Genomic DNA, 21,802 nt, shown 5'->3' on the forward strand with positions numbered 1-21,802 from the left:
TAACCCCCCACTTCAGTTTGAGTTGCTTATTTCAAGTTGAGAGTGGGGTAAAATATATTCTTATAAAATCACTATGACTTGATTTTAGTTCAGTCATCCAATGCGCTCTACCTACTATTAACCTACCTTAGTCAAAAAGTTATTCTAGTTGATGTCTTTTGAAAAAATAAAGCACGCTACTTGCGTCCCTCATGGCTTGTGCTGTCAACCATACAGCAAAATACTGGGTAGCTTTCATCACGCACCCTGACAGTAAAAACTTGAAACTCTGCTGACTTCAATAACAAGCTTTTTTGTATCTATCTACACAATAAATCACATTACTACCACAAACTGGTATTACCAATTTACAAAAAACCTAAAAAATATCGCTGTTTTTTTAAAATTCAATTGAATTAAAGCATAATTTTCTTTATTATTTGACCAATTATTGACACTCAGACTATTTTGGTAATACCAATTATTTCATGGAGGAAATGATGCAACATTGGCAACAGATTTACGATCCCATGGGCAATATTTGGCTTTCAAGTGCCATTGCCCTTATCCCAATTATCTTCTTTTTTCTAGCCTTAGCGGTGTTTCGCTTAAAAGGTAGTGTCGCAGGCACTATTACCGTTATTTTAGCGCTGCTTGTTGCCCTATTTTTATATCAAATGCCGGTGACGTTAGCGTTATCATCCGCGATTTATGGATTCTTCTACGGGCTTTGGCCTATCGCCTGGATTATTATCGGGGCGGTATTTTTATATAAAGTCACGGTAAAAACAGGGCAATTTGATATTATCCGCTCCAGTATTTTATCGCTCACCCAAGACCAACGCTTACAGATGTTACTGGTCGGGTTTGCCTTTGGTACTTTTTTAGAAGGCGCAGCAGGCTTTGGTGCCCCTGTGGCTATCACAGCAGCGTTATTGGTCGGATTAGGGTTTAAGCCTTTGTATGCCGCTGGACTTTGCCTCATTGTCAATACCGCCCCTGTTGCTTTTGGCGCGATGGGGATTCCAATCATCGTAGCAGGACAAGTATCTGGGGTAGAAACCCATGCCATCAGCCAAATGGTCGGACGTCAGTTGCCTTTTATTGTGCCGATTGTGTTAGTGTGGATTATGGCGATTATGGATGGGTGGCGCGGGGTTCGTGAAACCTTCCCAGCGATTGTGGTCGGTGGTGGGTCGTTTGCTATTGCGCAGTTTTTGACCTCAAACTACATTGGACCTGAGTTGCCTGATATTACCGCTGCTATTGCCTCGTTAATCAGTTTGACGTTGCTATTTAAAGTGTGGCAGCCCAAGCATGTGTTCCGTTTTGAAAATCAAGTCGATGGCAAAAATCAGATGGGTGATACCACAAGCGTATCAGCACCGTTGCCAACCACCCATTACTCGCCCGCTCAAATCATCAAAGCTTGGATGCCGTTTGCGATTTTGACCGCGATGGTGTCGTTGTGGAGCATTAAGCCGTTTAAAGATTTGTTTGTCAAAGGCAAAGATGGTCACCCTGATGGCGCATTAGTCGATATGGTGATGAGTATCAATGTGCCGTATTTGCACAATGCAGTACAAAAATTGCCCCCAGTCGTCACCAAGATTACCGACTATGCGGCCATTTATAAATTTGATTGGTTCTCGGCAACAGGTACTGCCATCGTGCTCGCGGCGATTATCTCTATCGTGATGCTAAAAATGCGTCCTAAAGAAGCGTTATCGACGTTTGGCGAGACCGTCAAAGAACTACGCACCCCGATTTACTCTATTGGTATGGTGTTGGCGTTTGCGTTTATCGCCAATTATTCGGGGTTGTCTGCTACATTAGCATTAGCATTGGCACACACGGGCAAAGCTTTTACCTTCTTTTCACCATTTTTGGGTTGGTTAGGGGTGTTTTTGACAGGCTCAGACACTTCAGCCAATGCGTTGTTTGCCGCCCTTCAAGCCACCACTGCTCAGCAAATTGGTGTGCCTGAGGTGTTGTTAGTGGCAGCCAATACCTCGGGTGGTGTGACTGGTAAAATGATTTCTCCGCAATCCATTGCCATTGCCTGTGCCGCCACAGGTTTGGTCGGTAAAGAGTCAGATTTGTTCAGATTTACCGTCAAACATAGTATTATTTTTACCATTATGATGGGCGTGCTCATCACGCTACAAGCGTATGTCGTGCCTTGGATGATTCCACACGGGTAATGATGGGTAAGGTATGAAGGTTGCAACGCAGGTTATTGAACAATTAATTTCGCTAATAGACCGTGAAGGGTTAAAAAATGGCGATAGATTACCTGCCGAGCGCCATTTGTGTGAGCGACTAGGGGTATCTCGTACCGCACTGCGTGAAGCGATACAGCAGATGAATAGTGTCGGTATTACCGAAAGTCGCATTGGGTCGGGAACGTTTGTCAAAGATGTGCAAAAAATTAAACAGAACCAACCCCTTGTGGCGCTGTCTGATAGTTTGATACTACGAACCTTAACCCCGTTATTAGATGCCGATCCCCTGTATCGACTTGATGTGCAAGAAGCAAGAATTGTACTAGAAGGCGGCACAGCTTGGTACGCTGCCCAAAGAGCCAGCAAACAAGACATTGAAAAAATCCGCTTTCACTATGAGCAGTTAGCAAACAGTCAGGCGCATGGCGATACCGAACAAGCCGCTATTGCCGATGCCAATTTTCATTTAGCGATTGCTGAAGCTTCCCAAAATGCGGTATTGTTGCAGATGATGAAAAATGTTTTTCACCTACTGCGACATAACGTGGTATTAGCTCGGCGAAAAATTTACACCGAGCATTATGGCTTTGAAACCCTACATACGCAGCACATGGCAATGATGAATGCGATTATCGCGCGTGATAGTGAATTAGCTCGCAAAGCCGTGGGTGAGCATATTGAGTTTGTGATAAAACAGGTTGCCAAGATTGATGAGGCAACGGCTCGCCGACAGCGAGTTTCCCGATTGGCCACTGATGTTTTTTAATACTAATGCTTTTTAATACTGATGCTTTTTAATACTGATGCCTGTTAATTCAGGCGCATTTGATAAACGTATTTTAGTGTAAACATTTTTGAATGCACGTGGCTATTTCTACCATTAATAATATAGTTAAGATAGGGATATTATGATTATTTCTTCTGCCAATGATTACCGAGAAGCGGCTCGCCGCCGTTTACCCCCTTTTTTATTCCACTACATTGATGGTGGCGCGTATGCAGAATACACCCTAAAACGTAATGTTGAAGACTTATCGAGTATTGCCTTACGTCAGCGGGTATTAAAAGACATGACGCAGCTTGATTTATCCACTGAGATTTTTGGTGAGCAGCTGTCTTTGCCTGTGGCACTCTCGCCAGTGGGTTTGACAGGTATGTATGCTCGCCGTGGTGAAGTCCAAGCAGCCATGGCTGCTGACAAAAAAGGCATTCCATTTACCATGTCAACGGTATCCGTCTGCCCTATCGAAGAAGTTACTCCAAAAATCAATCGCCCTATGTGGTTTCAGCTGTATGTGTTACGTGACCGTAAATTTATGCAAAATGTGCTGGAGCGCGCCAAAGCAGCAGGCTGTTCAACGCTGGTGTTTACCGTCGATATGCCTGTACCTGGGGCGAGATACCGTGATGCGCACTCGGGCATGAGTGGACCCAATGCCGCCATGCGTCGCTATCTACAAGCGTGCACCCATCCGCACTGGGCAATGAACGTGGGATTGCTAGGAAGACCCCATGACTTGGGTAATGTCTCTAAATATCTTGGTAAAGCGATTGGCTTAGAAGATTATATCGGCTGGCTCGGTAATAACTTTGATCCCTCGATTTCTTGGAAAGACTTAGAATGGATTCGTGATTTTTGGGATGGCGCTATGGTCATCAAAGGTATTCTTGACCCACAAGACGCCAAAGATGCGGTACGTTTTGGCGCTGATGGTATCGTGGTTTCCAATCATGGTGGACGTCAGCTTGATGGCGTGATGTCAACCGCCACTGCCCTACCCAAAATTGCTGATGCTGTTAAAGGTGATATCAAAATCTTAGTGGATTCGGGTATCCGTAATGGCTTAGACGTGGTGAGAATGTTGGCATTGGGGGCAGATTTATGTATGTTAGGACGTGCATTTATCTATGCGTTAGCCGCCGATGGTGAAGCTGGGGTGACCAATTTACTCAACTTGATAGACAAAGAAATGCGCGTGGCAATGACATTGACCAGTGCAAACCGAATTCAAGATATCAATCGAGACTGTTTAGTAGATTTTAGTACTTTGACTTGATAGACTGACAGTAAATAGCCAACCTTAGCATCTTTATGGGATTTTTTTATTCTGGTAAATCCTAAGATTTTATGATTTAGCTAAGTTCACCGCGCCACTAAGTGCATTAAATTTATCAACTTCATGGCGCAATAACCGCTTATGATGAATGGTTGATTGAGCGATGGTAAATGAATTTAATATTGATATTTTTTATTTTCGATAAAAAAACCGCTCTATGAGAGCGGTTTTTGTTGTTTATGACCTATCAAATTCTAGAAGAAGCCCATCGGTTTTTCAGAATAGCTGACCAGTAAATTTTTGGTATTTTGGTAATGCTCTAACATCATTTTGTGGTTTTCACGCCCGATGCCTGATTTCTTGTAACCACCAAATGCGGCATGGGCTGGATAAATGTGGTAACAGTTTGTCCATACTCGCCCAGCTTCAATGCCACGCCCCGCACGGTAAGCAGTATTACCACTACGTGCCCACACGCCAGCACCCAGCCCAAACATAGTATCATTGGCAATACGCATGGCATCATCAAAGTCCTTGAAAGTCGTCACAGACAATACTGGGCCAAAAATCTCTTCTTGGAAGATTTTCATTTGGTTATTGCCTTTAAAAATCGTCGGCTCGATATAATAGCCTTCACCTACCTCATGTCTGGCATTTCCACCGGTTAAAAGCTCGGCGCCTTCTTGTTTGCCTGTAGCAATACAGCCTAAGATTTTGTCTTGTTGTTCCTGAGAGGCTTGCGCACCAATCATCGTTTCCGTATCCAATGGATGACCCGTTTTAATACGTTTTACCCGTTCCACGGCTTTCGCCAAAAAGGCATCGGCGATACTTTCATGCACTAAGGCTCTCGAAGGACAGGTACATATTTCACCTTGATTGAGCGCAAACATAGTAAAACCTTCAAGCGCTTTTTCTAGGTAATCATCTTCTTTATCCATGACATCGGCAAAGAAAATATTGGGTGATTTACCGCCTAATTCTAAAGTAACTGGAATAATATTCTCTGTCGCATACTTCATAATAAGCTGACCGACAGGGGTTGAGCCAGTAAAGGCAATTTTTGAGATGCGTGGGCTTCTAGCTAAATGACTACCCACCTCTTCGCCATACCCATTCACGATATTTAAAATACCTGCTGGTAGCAAATCTTGAATCAATTCAACAAGCACCAATAAGCTCACAGGCGTCTGCTCGGCGGGTTTTAAGACGATGCAGTTACCCGCGGCTAGTGCAGGCGCTATTTTCCAGGTAGCCATTAAAATTGGGAAGTTCCAAGGAATGATTTGTCCAACCACACCTAGAGGTTCATGAAAGTGATAAGCGACGGTGTCATCATCAATGGGTGAAACACCGCCTTCTTGCGCGCGGATTGCACCGGCAAAGTAGCGAAAATGGTCAATGGCAAGTGGTATATCCGCAGCTAAAGTTTCACGGATGGGCTTACCGTTTTCCCATGTTTCAGCTACTGCCAATAACTCAATATTTTGCTCAAGGCGATCTGCGATTTTTAATAATAGATTAGAGCGCTCTGTGGGTGAAGCCGCATTCCACTTAGTTTTAGCAGTATGGGCAGCATCAAGTGCAAGTTCAATGTCTTCTGGACTTGATTTGGCGACTTTGGCGAAGGGCTTGCCGTTGACGGGTGAGATGTTATCGAAGTACTCACCTTTAACAGGCGCAACCCATTGGCCGCCAATAAAGTTGTCATACTTTTCTTTAAAATTGATTTTAGCACCGTCAGTATTAGGGTCAGCATAACGCATAATGACATTTCCTTTTGTCAGTTGGTAGATAAACTGCTTCGTGCAGTTGGGGGTTACACATTCATATTATTACAGAAACGGTAGGTAAAAGGTAGGTGTTTAATTATCCTTTACAATAAGGGATGTACATTATACTATTGAGGATAGCTTATTTTAAAAACCAAGGATTGGTTAGTGAATTAGGATATTTTAAAATATGAATAAAAATAGACTGTTAGAGCAAAGGCATCGGATTGATAAGAGGCGTTTTAACATTACCTTTACCGATAATAATGCAGATCTTATCCAACAAAGTATCGTTCAGTCATGGCATCGCTCAGACAGTGCCAACATTCCAACTGAGCGCCAACAAGCACCCATTAACGCCACCAAAAGCGATCAATCGTATTATCTAAAAAAAGCCTTAGACTATTGTCAAAATCAATTACAACATATCACGTTGAAATCCTCCATGGTGATGGCTGTGGCTGATATCGGTAGTACGATTATCTGGACGACTGCCAGCAAGTCTATGCAAAAAGCGGCCGAAGCGGTTAACTTCATCGAAGGCGGATGTTGGGGAGAAAGCCAAGTTGGCACAAATGCGCTTGCATTATCACTAAAAACGCAGCAATCAACTTGCGTTTTTTCCAATGAACACTATATGCCTTCGGTTCATGAATGGGTCTGTTACGCCACGCCTATCATTGAACCGCACACCAAGCAAGTCATTGGCGTACTGGATTTATCGACCACTTGGCAGAATCACAATAATTTTGGCATATTTGCTGCTGAACGCTGTGCCAGTATTTTACAATCCGCTTTGAATGAGTGCCAAAGACACTATCTGTATATTCAAGGATTTAACGAACCCAGCGTCATATTCAATGGCAAAACCTTGCGGCTGACCCCTCGGCAAGTCGAGATATTGACAGTGTTAGCACTTTGTCCCCAAGGCATGAGCTTAGATGCCTTACACCAAGCGATTTATGGTGAGCGTAAAGTGTCACAAGGTACGCTAAAGACTGAAATGTCGCAGTTACGTGATACACTTACTGGTTTATTGGGTTCTCGTCCTTACCGATTATTAATGCCTATTGATGGTGATTTTTTACGGGTTGAACAATCATTAAATGCTGGTTATTTAGAAGCAGCCATCAAGTTATATACCGGTATATTTTTTAGCAAAACTGAGAGCCCTTTTTTATGCACTTGGCGCACTTGTTTAGAAGCTCGCTTGAGCCAAGCCATATATCATTCAGATCAGGTTGATTTATTACTCATGCATTTGGCAAATTGTCCTGATGCTAGCGATGCTATAGAAAGGTTGATTGAATTAATGCCAGATAACCTCTCAATTCACCAACATTTAGAGGTACTGTCAAATCGGTAACCATCAATTTTTGCTTAACCGTCAATTTTCCCCTAATCATAAATTTTTCGTTGAAATAGAAATTATCAAAAAAACACAAATTATTATGCTAATATTGCCACCTTTGTAAATGACCATGTAAAGGATTACAACTATGTTAGCGCTGTTTGGATTATTAATTGTGATCGGGTTTATGATACTTATCATGACCCGCAAAGCGTCCCCTTTTACCTCTCTTATTTTAGTGCCTTTAATTATTGGTGTTATCGCCGGAGCCATAAACCAGTGGGGGTTTTCTGCACTTGATATTCCTAAATATGCTATTGCAGGGATGATCAGCGATGCCGATTTAAAAATTAAAGGTGTTGCAGGTACAGCACTTATGCTGTTATTTGCGATTTTATACTTTGGTTTAATGCTGAGTGCTGGATTGTTTCAGCCATTGGTCAATTTTATTGTCCGAGCAGTCAAGGGCGACCCTTTAAAAGTCTTGGTTGGCACAGCGATTCTTGCACTAGGCATCTCAGTTGATGGCGATGGATCGACGACCACTCTTGTGGTCTGTTCAGCCATGCTACCTGTATATCGCAAATTGAATATGAAAATGATGGATTTAGCAGTATTAATTGTCTTAGCAAACTCTATCATGAATTTATTACCCTGGGGAGGACCCACCGCACGTATCATCACAGCGCTGCATGTTGATGAGGGGGAGTTATTACGTGCAATCATGCCGGGGATGATTATCGCCGCCATATGGGTCATTGCTGTGGCTGTCATACGGGGTTTAGCAGAGAGAAAACGACTGGGTATCACCAATCTAAACACAGACGGTATGGTACATCTAATCGATACACCACATGAGGACGATGCTAAATTTACTAGACCCCACCTCATTTGGTTTAATTTTGGCTTGACGCTGCTTGTCATGATTGAACTTATTTTTGGTGGTATGTGGTTTCTACCAAAGGTAAATTCAGCATTAATTTTTGCGATTGCATTAGCCGTTGCTTTAATGGCCAATTACCCGAAACAGGCCGATCAACGTGAAATTATTGAAAAATATGGCTCATCAGCTGTACAAGTAATTTTCATGGTGCTGGCAGCGGGTGTGTTTATGGGGATTTTATCTGGCACAGGTATGAGTCATGCCATGGGCGAAGCCCTAGCGACTTGGATTCCTGAGCGATTTGGTAATCACTGGCCGTTGATTGTTGCCTTGATCTCTGTACCTGGTACGTTTTTGCTAAGTAATGATGCTTTTTATTTGGGTGTGTTGCCAGTATTAAACCAAGTTGGGATAAAATATGGTTTTAGCTCAATGGATATTGCGATTGCTTCAACCGCTGGTCAAGCATTTCATTTATTAAGTCCATTGGTTGGATTTATCTATCTATTGCTGCATATTACAGGTGTTGAGATGGGTAAATGGCAGATTCAATCAGCCAAATGGGCGATTGGTATTTTTGTCGCATTTTCCTTAGCGATATTCACGGTGGGTGGTGTGCCACTTTGACAGGCTATCATCGGGTATTTTAATTATACGATTTTAGTAACCATTATAAATTTACTGTTTATACAGGCGTCTAAAAACGACATTTTTTAGACGCTTTTTTATCGAAAATTTATAGTACGTAAATTCTGTGATAATTACCGTTCCTATTATTACCATATAACTCATAGCATTAGAAGGCTGGCATTTTCAAGCCTTTTTTCTTGGGTCAAAAGTGCTACAATGTGACAAAAAATTTTGAGACCCTTATGAATAACGCGTTATGGCTTCCTTGCACCCAGATGCAAGCCCTTGAAAACAATCCCCCACTCCACCTCGTCAAAGCTCAAGGCAATCAATTATACGACCACGACGGTAACGCCTATTACGATATGATTAGCTCATGGTGGGTCAATTTACATGGACATTGCCATCCCTTTATCAACGAAAAAATAAAACAGCAGCTCGATACGCTTGAGCATACTTTAATCGCTAGTGTCACTCACCCGCCGATTTTGACGCTTGCAGAAAAATTGGTTGCCATCACGCCCAAATCATTCACCAAAGCTTTTTTTGCCGACAGTGGCTCAGGGGCGGTGGAAGTCGCACTTAAAATGAGTTTGCAGTACTGGCAGCAATCAGGGCAAACGCAAAAAACCAAATTTATCTCATTGGAACACGGTTATCACGGTGAAACCGTTGGCAGTCTTGCGGTGACAGATATCCCGCTGTTTAGTGAGCAATACAAAGATTTGATTGTCAGTCAAATTCGTATTCCTTCCCCCGCGCATATTTTCAATACTGACGCTATCGCAGCGCAGCTGCATGAGCAAAAAAGCTTGGATTCACTAGAGCGCATCTTGGCAGAAAAATCCCGCGATATCTGTGCGATTATCCTTGAACCTTTGGTACAAGGGGCGGCGGGCATGGCGATGTATTCTGCTAATTATTTGCTTGGCGTTGCCAAACTTGCGCACCATTATCACATCCATGTGATATATGATGAGATTGCCGTGGGTTTTGGTCGTACAGGTACTATGTTTGCGGTAGAACAAATGCTAGCCTTGGCAGATGCGGATAAACAAGACGATTATTGCCCTGACTTTATCTGTCTGTCAAAAGGTCTAACGGCAGGCTATCTGCCAATGTCTTGCGTCATGACAACCGATGATGTTTATCAAGCGTTTTATGATGACAAAGTGGAAAAAGGCTTTTTACATTCGCATAGTTTTACTGGCAACCCATTGGCTTGTAGCGCAGCTTTGGCATCGCTTGAACTGTTTGAACGCGATAATGTCTTGCTACACAACCAATCCCTTATCCAAGCGATGGCGCATGGCTTACAGCAATTAGCTGATGCCAATTTACCCATAAAGTTTGTACGTCAAACCGGCATGATTGCAGCTTTTACCTTGGATTTTTCTCAAAATTTGGGCAAAGCCTTTGCCCAGTTATGCCTTGATCAAGGCGTGATGATTCGTCCGATTGGCAACCATGTTTATCTTATTCCGCCTTATTGCACCACCCCAGCAGAGATTGGGCACATTTTTGGCATATTAAATCATTGTTTGCAAAAGCTTTGTGACAATCTCCCAAAAATACCGAAAGGCTCGTCTCAAGCCATCGATCTGCCTTAACGCCTTTACTAACGCCTTATGAGATTTACTGACTAATTAGCCAATTAATTATAAATAGATGTTTGTTATTATAATTTATCTTCAAAAGTTAGGATTTGTTACAAAGGTTCAATTCTTACCGTATTATAAAAAATTGTATTAAAATTCACAGCTTATGTCTACATTGCTAATATTTAACGTATAATCAATGAGATTATCGTCAAAAAAAATATTTAACTTTTGTAGGCATTTTAACCTACTTAACTTAACTCAATCGTGAAACTTACTTAGATGATTTATGCGTAGATTTTTTTACAACCAACCAAATTCGCTACAAGTTGGCAGCACTGTGCCTTTGACCGAAGAGATTTTTCATCATTGGTGTAAAGTGTTAAGAGCAAGTATGGGCGAGCAATCGTTGTTTTTTGATGGTCAAGGTGGTGAATATACCGTTACTTTAACGGATATCACTAAAAAACAAGCGCTCGTTACCATCAACGACTTTAATCCGATCAATCGAGATTTGCCATTTACTGTCAACATTGCCTTGGTTATGAGCCGTGGCGAGCGCATGGATTATGCCATTCAAAAAGCCACAGAGCTTGGGGTGTCATCGATTCAACTGCTCACAAGCCAACATGGCGAAGTACGCCTAAAAGCAGACCAAGCCGCTAAAAAGCTCGCCCATTGGCAGCAGGTTGCGGTATCGGCTTGTGAACAATGTGGGCTTAATATCGTGCCAAACTTACTGGCGCCAAAAGCTTTTAGCGACTGGATTGATGAGCCAGCAGGCGTGCCCACTTCTAGCAACGTGACCAAATTAATTTTAGCCGTTCCTCCTCATGACAGGGGCTTAGTGCCACCTTGTAATCAAATTGAAGGTAACGACATTGAGCATCACGATATTGAACCCATCACGCCCTATACCAACCCGCTACCTCATATAACAAACCAGTTTAGACAATGTACTTTAGCCCAATTTTGGTTACTCATTGGTGCCGAAGGTGGGTTTTCAGCGCAAGAAATAACGCAAGCTATCGAGCAAGATTTTATGCCTTGGCAAATTGGCGAGCGTGTGCTACGAACTGAAACAGCCCCTGTTGTCGCATTGTCTTCATTGTTGACGCTACATCAAACTTTGACCCTTGCACAGGAATAATCATGTCATCGAATAATGATCCAGTCATGCCAATAGACCATCGTGATTGCTTTGCGGGTGCTAACAAGTTTTGTCATGATGAGTTAAGTGAGTATGGGTTTATTGTCGATAGCCATTTTTTTGACAAACAAATTTCGCCTGAACATCAAAATGCGGTGTTTGCCTCGGTTTTTTCAAAAATCCATGATGGCATTTTTATGCTTGATGAACAGCTACGTTTTATCTGTGTCAATCAGCAATTTTTAAACATTACCGCCTTGCCACGCGATCAGGTGATAGGTAGCCCGTTTTATTTTTATCCGTATAAGACCTACGCCCCACACTTACAGCAAGCGATTGCCACCATCATTACCAAACTGGATAATCGACAATCAATTTCGACCAATTTAGTGCTTTCTTATCACAATTCACCTGAAGTGGCGGTTTGGCTAGATATCTCCGTGTGTGAAGTCGATGATAATCGGGTGGTGTATGTAGGGCTAATTACCAATTTAACCAAAAAAGATGCGCAGCTTAGCCACACCTTACATCTCTACAATTATGATGAATTAACGGGTCTGCCCAATTACGATACTTTTTATGACAAATTAAAAAGCTGTATTGACTACTATCAGGCAGCCGATAATCAGCGCGAGTGTATGGGGGTATTGCTACGCATCAATATTGATAAATTGCAGCCTTTTAACATCAGCCTTGGCATTGAAAATACCAATACGCTGATTCAAGGTTTTGTCAAACGGGTAAAATCCTTAAAAATTTCGGGTGCCAGTTTAGTCACTTTTTCGCGGTTTGGGGGTGATAGTTTTGCGGCGATGATTTCGGTACAACACCTTGATGCCGCGCATCACTACGTGGCAGCGCTCAAACAGTTATTTGACTTACCTTTTAGCATTGATGACCAATCAATTTATCTAAGGTTGTCGATTGGTGCTTCGGTTTTCCCAACCCATACCCAAGATGCTCAGACATTGCTATTGCAAGCAGACACGGCGTTAAAACATGCGCGGCTTATCAGTGATGAAGATTGTGTTTGGTATGATGCCAACCAGCAAAAAGGCAATTTTAAGGACATTCATTTGCTCAGTGCCTTTAAAAATGCGTTATTAAAACAGCAAATTTTGCCCTACTTTCAGCCTAAATTAGAGTTTGCACAGCCCGACTTGCCGATGTTTGAAGCGCTGGTGCGTTGGGAGCATCCCACCCTTGGACTTCTCTATCCCAACGATTTTTTGGCGGAGGTGCTCGATAAGTCATCGCAGCCGCTATTTGAAAAAATTGTTTTAGCTTGTATTGAGCAGATTTTGACATGGCGTGAGATGGGCTATAACTGCCTCATCTGTATCAATATTGATACTCGCCAATTGATTAGTGACAAATTTATTGAGTTTATTGAAGGGACAATACATCAGTATAGTTGGCTTGCACAATTGATTAGCTTTGAAATCACAGAAGTCTGCAACATTCAAGATGAAGTAAAAGCGCAAGCGATGTTATCAAAACTGCGCCAGTATGGTTTTAGTATATCGATTGATGACTTTGGTACAGGCTTTGCCGCGATGCAATATTTGATTAAATATCCGATTGATATGCTCAAAATTGACCGCTTATTTATCACGGATATTTTACAGGACCGAAAAAAACAAGTGATTGTCAAATCAGTGATTGAGATGGCGCACTCGTTATCCATGCAAGCATTGGCTGAGGGCGTCTCTAACCGTGAAGAAATTGAATATCTGCGTAGCCTGGGTTGTGATTTAATTCAAGGCTTTGGTTTTGGTGTACCCATGTCTAGTCAAGATACTACTGAGTGGCTTAAAGCCAACTATAAACCAAACTATTTGCTATAAGTTTAAATTAGACTAATTAGATTTTTTATGACCCTATAGTCATGTTAGTACCTTGTCACCTTTGTCAAATTTTCCTATCTTAGAGATATAAAACCTTAGTATTGGGGTAGGTTTTTTTCTTTTTAAAACACTAATCAAGGATATCGTATGCAATATAAAGCACCGCTTCGTGATATGAAATTTGTTATGCATGAATTATTAAAATTTGAAGATCACTACAAAACCATTCCTAGCTATGCCCATACGGATAAAGAAACGATTGATAGTTTCATAGAAGCAGGTGCAAGCTTCTCTGAAGCAGAATTGTCACCCCTTAACCGTTCAGGCGATGAAGAAGGCTGTCGTTTTGAAAATGGTAATGTATATACGCCAAAAGGCTTTAAAGAAGCCTATAAACAATACTGTGAATTAGGCTTTCCTTCTTTATGTGCCGATGAAGAATTTGGCGGTCAAGGCATGCCATTGTCATTGGGTTCAGCGGTCAATGAAATGGTAGGTACCGCTAACTGGTCTTTTTCAATGTATCCAGGTCTCTCTGAAGGTGCTATCCGTACGCTAGAACACCACGGTACCGATGAACAAAAACAAAAATATTTATTAAAACTCGTCAGCGGTGAGTGGACAGGTACCATGTGTCTGACCGAAGCGCATGCAGGTTCTGACCTAGGTATTATCCGCACCAAAGCTGAACCCAATGAAGACGGTTCATACGCTATCACCGGTCAAAAAATCTTTATCTCAGCGGGCGAACACGACATGGCAGACAACATTGTCCATATCGTACTAGCGCGTTTACCGGGTGCGCCAGCAGGTACCAAAGGTATCTCATTGTTCATCGTACCAAAATTCAATGTCAACGAAGATGGCTCTATCGGTGAGCGTAACACCGTTACCTGTGGTTCGATTGAACACAAAATGGGTATTAAAGCCTCTGCAACTGCGGTACTAAACTTTGATAAAGCCAAAGGTTACTTGATTGGACCTGAAAACAAAGGTCTAAACTGTATGTTTACCTTTATGAATACCGCCCGTATTGGTACTGCGATTCAAGGTCTAACTGCGGCGGAATTGGCTTTCCAAGGTGGCTTAAGCTACGCCAAAGATCGTCTTGCGATGCGCGCATTAAGCGGTGCAAAAGCCCCAGAACAAGTGGCTGACCCAATCATCGTCCATCCAGCAGTGCGTAACATGGTATTAACTTGTAAAGCGTTTGCAGAAGGTGGCCGTGCCCTCGTCTACTATCTATCACAATTCTCTGATGTGGTAACTAAAGGTGAAGGCGAAACACAAGCTTACGCTGACCAAATGTTGTCTTTTTTAACCCCAATTGCTAAAGCCTTCTTAACTGAAACAGGTTATGAAGCAGCCAATCACGGTGTGCAAGTGTATGGTGGTCACGGCTTTATCCGTGAATGGGGCATGGAACAAAACGTACGTGATACGCGTATTGCTTGTATATACGAAGGTACCACTGAAATCCAGTCACTCGACTTGTTAGGTCGTAAAGTATTGGGTTCACAAGGTAAAATGCTAGCTAACTTTAGCAAAGTCATTTATCAATTCTGTGAAGAAAACAAAGACAACGATGCGATGGGTGAATTCATTCGTCCACTGGCACGTCTGAATAAAGAATGGGGCGATTTGACCGCTCGCATTGGCATGCAAGCCACTGAAAACCCTGATGCAGTGGGTGCAGCGGCTGTTGACTACATGTACTATAGTGGCTACATCACCCTAGCTTACCTATGGGCTCGTATGGCGTTAGTCGCTCAGCAAGCGCTCCAAGGCGACACCACTGAGACCAAATTCTATCAAGCGAAAATCAAAACCGCTCAGTTCTATTTTGCAAAACTATTGCCTCGCACCTTAACTTACGTCAAACGTATTGATACAGGGCTTGAGCCATACATGACTATGGAAGTTGACGAATTCCAATTCTAATTTTTTACTAAGCTATCCTAGTAATAAAATTATGATAGAATCATTGATAGTTTAATTCTTTATTCAATCCTTAGGTAGCAAAAGCTGTCTAAGGATTTGTCTCATTTCGAATGACGAGCTAACCCATAAAAGAAAAGGAAATAATATGCCTATTTATAATGCGCCAATTCAAGACATGAAATTCATCTTAAATGATGTATTCAATGCAGCCGATTTTTGGCAAAAAAATGAACAGTTAGCCCATGTTGACAGTGATACGGTCAATATGATTTTAGAAGAAATGTCAAAATTTGCTAAAAACACGTTACTGCCTATCAACCGCTCGGGTGATGAAGAAGGGGCGCAATATCTGGGTGAAGGCAAAGTAAAAACCCCAACGGGTTTTAAAGCAGCGTTTGACGAATACGCACAAGGCGGCTGGATTGGTTTGGGCGGCGATCCAAATCATGGCGGTCAAGGCATGCCAAAAATGGTTACTATGCTCGCTGAAGAGATGGTATTTACCGCCAACCAATCATTCGCACTATACCCCAACCTATCGGGTGGCGCGTGCATGTGTATCTATAACGCAGGCTCTGAAGAACAAAAACAAACCTACCTAGAAAAAATCTACTCAGGTGAATGGACAGGTACGATGTGTTTGACTGAGCCGCACGCAGGTACGGATTTGGGTATCATCAAAACCAAAGCCGTGCCAAACGAAGACGGTAGCTACAATATTACAGGTACCAAAATCTTTATCACCGCAGGTGAACATGACTTAGCGGACAACATCATCCATTTGGTATTGGCAAAAACCCCAGATGCCCCAGCAGGCTCAAAAGGGATTTCATTGTTTATCGTACCCAAATTCCATGTGAATGCGGATGGCTCATTGGGCGAACGTAACGCGGTAAGCTGCGGCTCTATCGAGCACAAAATGGGTATCAAAGCGTCAGCGACTTGCGTTATGAACTTTGATGGTGCCAAAGGCTTTATGGTAGGCGCGGAAAATACCGGTCTTGCGTCCATGTTTATCATGATGAACTATGAGCGTTTGACAATGGGGTTACAAGGTATCGGTGGCGCTGAGTTAGCTTATCAAAACGCCACAGCTTATACCCTTGACCGTATCCAAGGTCGCGCCGATAGCGGTATCCAAGAGCCAAATAAAGCCGCTGACCCAATCGTATTTCATGCCGACGTTCGCCGTATGCTGTTAAATGCGAAAACCATCAGTGAAGCCTCACGCTGTTTTGCGATGTATGTCGCCAAAGAGCTTGATACCAACAAATATACCGATGATGCTGCAGCAAGAAAAGCCGCTGATGACCGTGTTGCTCTTTTGACGCCAGTTGCTAAAGCATTCTTAACCGACCGTGGTCTTGAAGCGTCAATTGATGCACAGCAATGCTTTGGTGGTCATGGCTATATCCGTGAATGGGGCATGGAACAAATCGTACGTGACACCCGTATCTCGCAAATTTATGAAGGGACCAATGGTATCCAATCACTTGACTTATTAGGTCGTAAAGTGGTGAAAAACGGCGGTGCGTTTGTGACAACGTATGTGCAAGAAATGCGTGATTTTGCCAATAACATGAACGCAGACCATGCCATCAAACAAGCAATTTTAACATCAGCGGATAAACTTGAAGACGTAACCAAAGCGGTTGTGGCAGCGGCAGCGGTCAACAAAGACGAAATCAATGGCTGTGCGGTTGATTATTTACAAGCCTTTGGTTATGTCAGCTTTGCTTATATGTTTGGCTTGATGGTTGAAGCGGCGAATGGCAAAGAAGGCGATTTCTATGCCAATAAAGCAAAATTAGCAGACTACTATGTCGGTCGTATGTTGCCACGCTTAGATGCGCATATTGCGATGGTAAAAGCAACGAGCCAACCCATCACAGCGTTTGACCGCGATTATTTTGCGGCAACCATCGCTTAATCCCTACTTAAACATAAAAAAAAATCGGCCACTTGAGCCGATTTTTTTATGGATTAATAGGTTAGCGAAGTATATCGTCATCCTCATCTGCTAACGATTCATCTTCATCAAAATCAAAGTCTTCATATTCATAATCCGCTGAGTCGTTTTCTTCAACGACAGCAACGCACTCTTCATATAATTCAAAAATATATTCTTTGATATCACTTTCTTGCTGGTGTTTATTTGGCGTGAGTTTGGCTTCTTCTTCATAGATGAATTTTGCCAAATTTAGCGCGACATAGTTATTACTTAGTTCAATCATGGTGTTATCCTTTTTATGTTCGATATTATTATTTTAAGACGATAGCAGTAGCGCATCGTTAGTATGACATATTCAAAAATAGAAAGCTTAAAGCAGTTGTAAGCTCGTGTAAAATTCGAACTTTTAACAATTTGACGCCATAAAATATAAAACCCACCGAAGTGGGTCTATATGACTGCTTACTGCTTATCTTTTAGGCTTTGGGTAAGGTCACGCCCATTTGACCTTGGTACTTACCGCCACGGTCTTTGTAGGAAGTTTCGCACACATCATCGGCATCACTTTGGAAAAATAGCATTTGCGCCACGCCCTCGCCGGCATAGATACGCGCGGGCAAGTTGGTGGTATTACTAAATTCAAGCGTCACATGCCCTTCCCATTCTGGCTCAAGCGGTGTGACATTGACAATAATACCGCAGCGCGCATAGGTAGATTTTCCCAAACAAATGGTCAATACATCGCGGGGAATACGAAAATACTCGACAGTACGAGCCAAGGCAAATGAGTTGGGCGGGATGATACACTCATCGCCCACGATATCAATAAAGCTACGCTCATCAAAGTTTTTTGGGTCAACGATGGCAGAATGTACATTGGTAAACACTTTAAATTCGCGCGCGCAGCGCACATCATAACCATAGCTTGAGGTGCCGTAGCTGACCAATTTTTGTCCCTGCTCGCCCACACGTACTTGACCTGCTTCAAATGGCTCAATCATGCCATGCTCTTGTGCCATTTGGCGTATCCAGCGGTCGGATTTGATCGACATTTTGTTTCCTCAAATTTTAAATTTAGGCAGAATTATACTGTAATTTACTACATATAGGCGAAAAAAAACGGCTCTCACTCGAAAGCCGTTTTTTCGGTGAGAAAATTAACTCATACGTAATTTATCAAAGGTCAATTTATCTTGGGCATCGACATCCACTTTGATGGTGTCACCCGCCACAAACTCACCCGATAACAATTTGACGGATAGCGGATTTTCGATTTCTTGCTGGATGGCGCGTTTTAGCGGTCTTGCACCATACACAGGGTCATAACCCACAGCGACCAATTGGGTCATGGCTTCATCTGACAATACAATATTCATGTCACGCTCTTGAAGACGTTTGCGTAAGCGTGACAGTTGAATATCTGCAATACCTGCCATTTGCTCTTGCCCAAGTGGATGGAATACCACGATTTCATCAATACGGTTGACAAACTCTGGGCGGAAATGCTGATTGACTGAATTCATTACTGCCGCTTTGATTTCTTCGTAGCTATCGCCTGCCATCTCTTGGATTTTATGCGAACCAAGGTTTGAAGTCATGATAATGACGGTGTTTTTAAAGTCCACAACGCGACCTTGACTGTCGGTCAAGCGACCATCGTCTAGCACTTGCAGTAAGATATTAAACACATCAGGATGCGCTTTTTCTACTTCATCAAACAATACCACACTGTAGGGTCGGCGGCGTACCGCTTCGGTCAATACCCCACCTTCTTCATAACCCACGTAACCTGGGGGTGCACCGACAAGACGGCTGACACTGTGTTTTTCCATAAATTCAGACATATCAATACGAATCATGGCATTTTCATCATCAAACAAGAAACTTGCCAATGATTTGGTCAATTCAGTTTTACCCACCCCTGTCGGACCTAGGAACAAGAACGAACCGCTAGGACGATTGGGGTCAGATAGCCCTGCACGACTACGGCGCACCGCATTGGCGACTGCTTGTACCGCTTCATCTTGACCGACTACGCGCTCATGCAATTTTTCTTCCATGTGCAGCATTTTTTCACGTTCGCCTTGCATCATTTTGGTAACAGGGATACCTGTTGCAGCAGCAACGACTTCAGCGATTTCGTTTTCGGTGACTTTGTTACGTAGCAGTTTGACGCTTGGCGCTTCCCCTGCTTGCTCTTTTTGCTCAGCCAAGTCAGAATCTTTAATACGTTTTTCCAGTTGTGGAATGGTTTCGTATTGCAGTTTTGACATGGTCTCGTAGTCACCTTCACGCTGGGCTTTTTCATAGGCGATACGTGCTTTATCAAGCTCATCTTTGAGCTGTTGGCTACCTTTAACGAGGGCTTTTTCTGCTTGCCAAATTTCATTTAAATCTGCGTATTCTTTTTCAAGCTCGCTGATTTGGGTGTCGAGCAGTTTTAGCTGTGATTTCGCGCCTTCGTCATCTTCATGCTTTAAGGTTTCACGTTGCATTTTGAGCTGAATCAAACGGCTGTCTAATTTGCCCAAGGCTTCTGGTTTACTATCAAGTTCCATTTTTAGACGGCTAGCCGCTTCATCCACCAAGTCAATGGCTTTGTCAGGTAGCATACGGTCGGTGATATAACGGTTACTCATACGCGCGGCGGCAATAATCGCACTGTCTTGGATATCGACCCCGTGATGCAGTTCATAACGCTCTTTTAGGCCACGCAAAATGGCAATGGTATCTTCCACCGTAGGCTCATCAACCAATACTTTTTGAAAACGACGCTCAAGGGCGGCATCTTTTTCGATATATTGGCGGTATTCATCAAGGGTAGTCGCGCCCACGCAGTGCAGCTCACCACGCGCTAACGCAGGTTTAAGCATATTACCCGCATCCATCGCGCCATCGGCTTTACCCGCACCGACCATGGTATGAATTTCATCAATGAATAAAATAACTTGTCCTTCGCTTTTTGCTAGGTCATTAAGTACCGCTTTTAGGCGTTCTTCAAACTCACCACGGAATTTTGCCCCCGCAATCAGTGCCCCCAAATCAAGCGATAATACACGTTTGTTGCGCAAGCCTTCTGGCACATCACCGTTTACGATTTTTTGTGCCAATCCTTCAACAATCGCAGTTTTACCTACACCCGGCTCACCGATGAGCACCGGATTGTTTTTGGTACGGCGTGACAACACTTGAATGGTACGGCGGATTTCGTCATCACGCCCAATCACGGGGTCAAGTTTGCCCGATTCGGCACGTGCGGTTAAATCGATGGTATATTTATTTAAGGCATCACGTTGGTCTTCGCTATTTTGTGTATCCACTTTATCACCCCCACGAATAAAATTAATGACTTGTCTTAGTTTTGGCTCATTGACCCCTGCTTTTGTGAGCAGTTTTGCGGTGTCGCCCGTCTCTGCTAGGGCAACTAGCACCCAGTCGGTAGATAAAAACTGATCGCCCGCTTTTTGCGCGTGGCGCTCGGCTAGATTTAAAATCTTAGCCGTATTTGGGCTGAGATTGACATCACCTGTGGGTGTACCAATCACCGCTTGGTTGTTGAGCGATTGTTGCACGTCTGTTTTTAACTGATTCAAGTTTGCGCCTGCCTGTTCATACACATTGGCATTACTCGGTTCATTGAGTAGCACTGACAATAAATGAATCGGCTCAATCGCGGTATGATCACGAGTGACAGCGAGCGTTTGTGCCTGCTGAACCGCGTTTTGTAAGGCATTGGTAAATTTATCAAATTGCATTATTATTTTTCCTTTTAGCTTTTAACTAATTAGCTTCGAACTAAAATTGATATGGTGTTTTGATAAATCGTTTCAATATCCACCTTTAAAATTTTTTAATTGTCAATGGTTATTTTCTTGATGATGGGACGTAGGTTTGTTTTCAATCCTCACTTGGATCAATAGCTTGCAAAATTTATCGTGTTACCTGTCAAAAATTGACAATAAAAATGTAGATAAAGTCATAAACCAATAAATTTTGGCTTATCGTATAACTTCCAAGGGGATACACCTAATCAGTTTTACTGACTGAGTTTTTTTTGTTGGCTGATATGCGTTTACTTTAGTAGCAAATTAGTAGCGTAGTAGCACCTTGGTTTTTTATCAGCCGCCTTGAGCATTATCTTTAAAAAAATTACGCGAACTAAAGTTTAAGCCATAGCTAAAAATTGATACTATAATTTTATGGACGATAATTAAAATTATATAATATTTTCAATGGGTTATTGTAAGGCAGCTTACATTACATTAACCTATCTACTACATGAATAGACAACAACCGTGCATGGCGCATGTTACTCTGCACAACATCAAATGATAACGCCACATAACATATCAGTTCAGTGGCGCTGCTTTATTTGGTCGAATAACAATAACAGCAAAACAACAACCAGGAGTAATACC

The 21,802-nt window shown here is 42.7% G+C and carries 14 protein-coding genes; 10 read left to right on the top strand and 4 right to left on the bottom strand.

Translation table 11 applies throughout. The features are described from left to right. Positions 1 to 509: 509 nt before the first annotated feature. The 3 genes from lldP to lldD all read left to right on the top strand — a co-directional run bounded on the left by lldP (position 510) and on the right by lldD (position 4,261). Positions 510 to 2,183 (top strand): L-lactate permease, encoded by a 1,674-nt coding sequence (lldP, locus tag RT084_RS00005; protein ID WP_409519585.1) that lies wholly within the window; start codon positions 510 to 512, stop codon positions 2,181 to 2,183. A gap of 13 nt (positions 2,184 to 2,196) precedes the next feature. Continuing rightward, positions 2,197 to 2,970, top strand: a complete 774-nt coding sequence (locus tag RT084_RS00010; RefSeq protein WP_219331073.1) for an FCD domain-containing protein — start codon at positions 2,197 to 2,199, stop codon at positions 2,968 to 2,970. 142 nt (positions 2,971 to 3,112) lie between these two features. Further along, on the top strand, positions 3,113 to 4,261 hold the full coding sequence (lldD, locus tag RT084_RS00015) for an FMN-dependent L-lactate dehydrogenase LldD (protein WP_138019086.1): 1,149 nt from the start codon (positions 3,113 to 3,115) through the stop codon (positions 4,259 to 4,261). A gap of 254 nt (positions 4,262 to 4,515) precedes the next feature. Here lldD and exaC read toward each other — a convergent pair whose 3' ends face one another. Next, positions 4,516 to 6,027, bottom strand: coding sequence for an acetaldehyde dehydrogenase ExaC (gene exaC, locus RT084_RS00020; RefSeq protein WP_096488733.1), 1,512 nt, complete (start codon positions 6,025 to 6,027; stop codon positions 4,516 to 4,518). A 196-nt stretch (positions 6,028 to 6,223) separates the two neighbouring features. Between exaC and RT084_RS00025 the strand changes: the two genes are divergently transcribed. The 7 genes from RT084_RS00025 (at position 6,224) to RT084_RS00055 (ending at position 17,363) form a co-directional block, all read left to right on the top strand. Further along, entirely contained in the window at positions 6,224 to 7,399 is a 1,176-nt protein-coding gene (locus RT084_RS00025) for a helix-turn-helix domain-containing protein (protein WP_312384579.1), read from the top strand. Between the two features lie 133 nt (positions 7,400 to 7,532). After that, positions 7,533 to 8,894 carry a CitMHS family transporter gene (locus RT084_RS00030; protein WP_065252473.1) on the top strand — a complete coding sequence of 454 codons (1,362 nt, stop codon included), beginning with the start codon at positions 7,533 to 7,535 and terminating at the stop codon, positions 8,892 to 8,894. Positions 8,895 to 9,115: 221 nt separating this feature from the next. Continuing rightward, positions 9,116 to 10,507, top strand: coding sequence for an adenosylmethionine--8-amino-7-oxononanoate transaminase (gene bioA / locus RT084_RS00035; protein ID WP_313096882.1), 1,392 nt, complete (start codon positions 9,116 to 9,118; stop codon positions 10,505 to 10,507). A gap of 277 nt (positions 10,508 to 10,784) precedes the next feature. Next, complete coding sequence (locus RT084_RS00040; protein ID WP_313096887.1) at positions 10,785 to 11,645, top strand: 16S rRNA (uracil(1498)-N(3))-methyltransferase; 861 nt, start codon at positions 10,785 to 10,787, stop codon at positions 11,643 to 11,645. 2 nt (positions 11,646 to 11,647) lie between these two features. Continuing rightward, the gene (locus RT084_RS00045; RefSeq protein WP_313096890.1) at positions 11,648 to 13,492 is read left to right on the top strand and encodes a putative bifunctional diguanylate cyclase/phosphodiesterase; all 1,845 of its coding nucleotides are present in this window, start codon (positions 11,648 to 11,650) and stop codon (positions 13,490 to 13,492) included. A 147-nt stretch (positions 13,493 to 13,639) separates the two neighbouring features. Continuing rightward, entirely contained in the window at positions 13,640 to 15,433 is a 1,794-nt protein-coding gene (locus RT084_RS00050; protein WP_313096893.1) for an acyl-CoA dehydrogenase C-terminal domain-containing protein, read from the top strand. Positions 15,434 to 15,578: 145 nt separating this feature from the next. Then, positions 15,579 to 17,363 (top strand): acyl-CoA dehydrogenase C-terminal domain-containing protein, encoded by a 1,785-nt coding sequence (locus RT084_RS00055; protein WP_313096896.1) that lies wholly within the window; start codon positions 15,579 to 15,581, stop codon positions 17,361 to 17,363. 61 nt (positions 17,364 to 17,424) lie between these two features. Here RT084_RS00055 and RT084_RS00060 read toward each other — a convergent pair whose 3' ends face one another. The 3 genes from RT084_RS00060 to clpB all read right to left on the bottom strand — a co-directional run bounded on the left by RT084_RS00060 (position 17,425) and on the right by clpB (position 21,139). Next, the gene (locus RT084_RS00060) at positions 17,425 to 17,667 is read right to left on the bottom strand and encodes a hypothetical protein (protein WP_312522451.1); all 243 of its coding nucleotides are present in this window, start codon (positions 17,665 to 17,667) and stop codon (positions 17,425 to 17,427) included. A 193-nt stretch (positions 17,668 to 17,860) separates the two neighbouring features. Then, positions 17,861 to 18,436, bottom strand: coding sequence for a dCTP deaminase (dcd, locus tag RT084_RS00065; protein ID WP_007116249.1), 576 nt, complete (start codon positions 18,434 to 18,436; stop codon positions 17,861 to 17,863). A 105-nt stretch (positions 18,437 to 18,541) separates the two neighbouring features. Then, positions 18,542 to 21,139: an ATP-dependent chaperone ClpB gene (gene clpB / locus RT084_RS00070; RefSeq protein WP_312384569.1), complete on the bottom strand. Its 2,598-nt coding sequence runs from the start codon at positions 21,137 to 21,139 to the stop codon at positions 18,542 to 18,544. Positions 21,140 to 21,802: the final 663 nt, after the last annotated feature.

The sequence above is a fragment of the Moraxella sp. CTOTU48717 genome, assembly GCF_032057165.1.
GTDB classification, from domain to species: Bacteria; Pseudomonadota; Gammaproteobacteria; order Pseudomonadales; family Moraxellaceae; genus Faucicola; species Faucicola tetraodonis.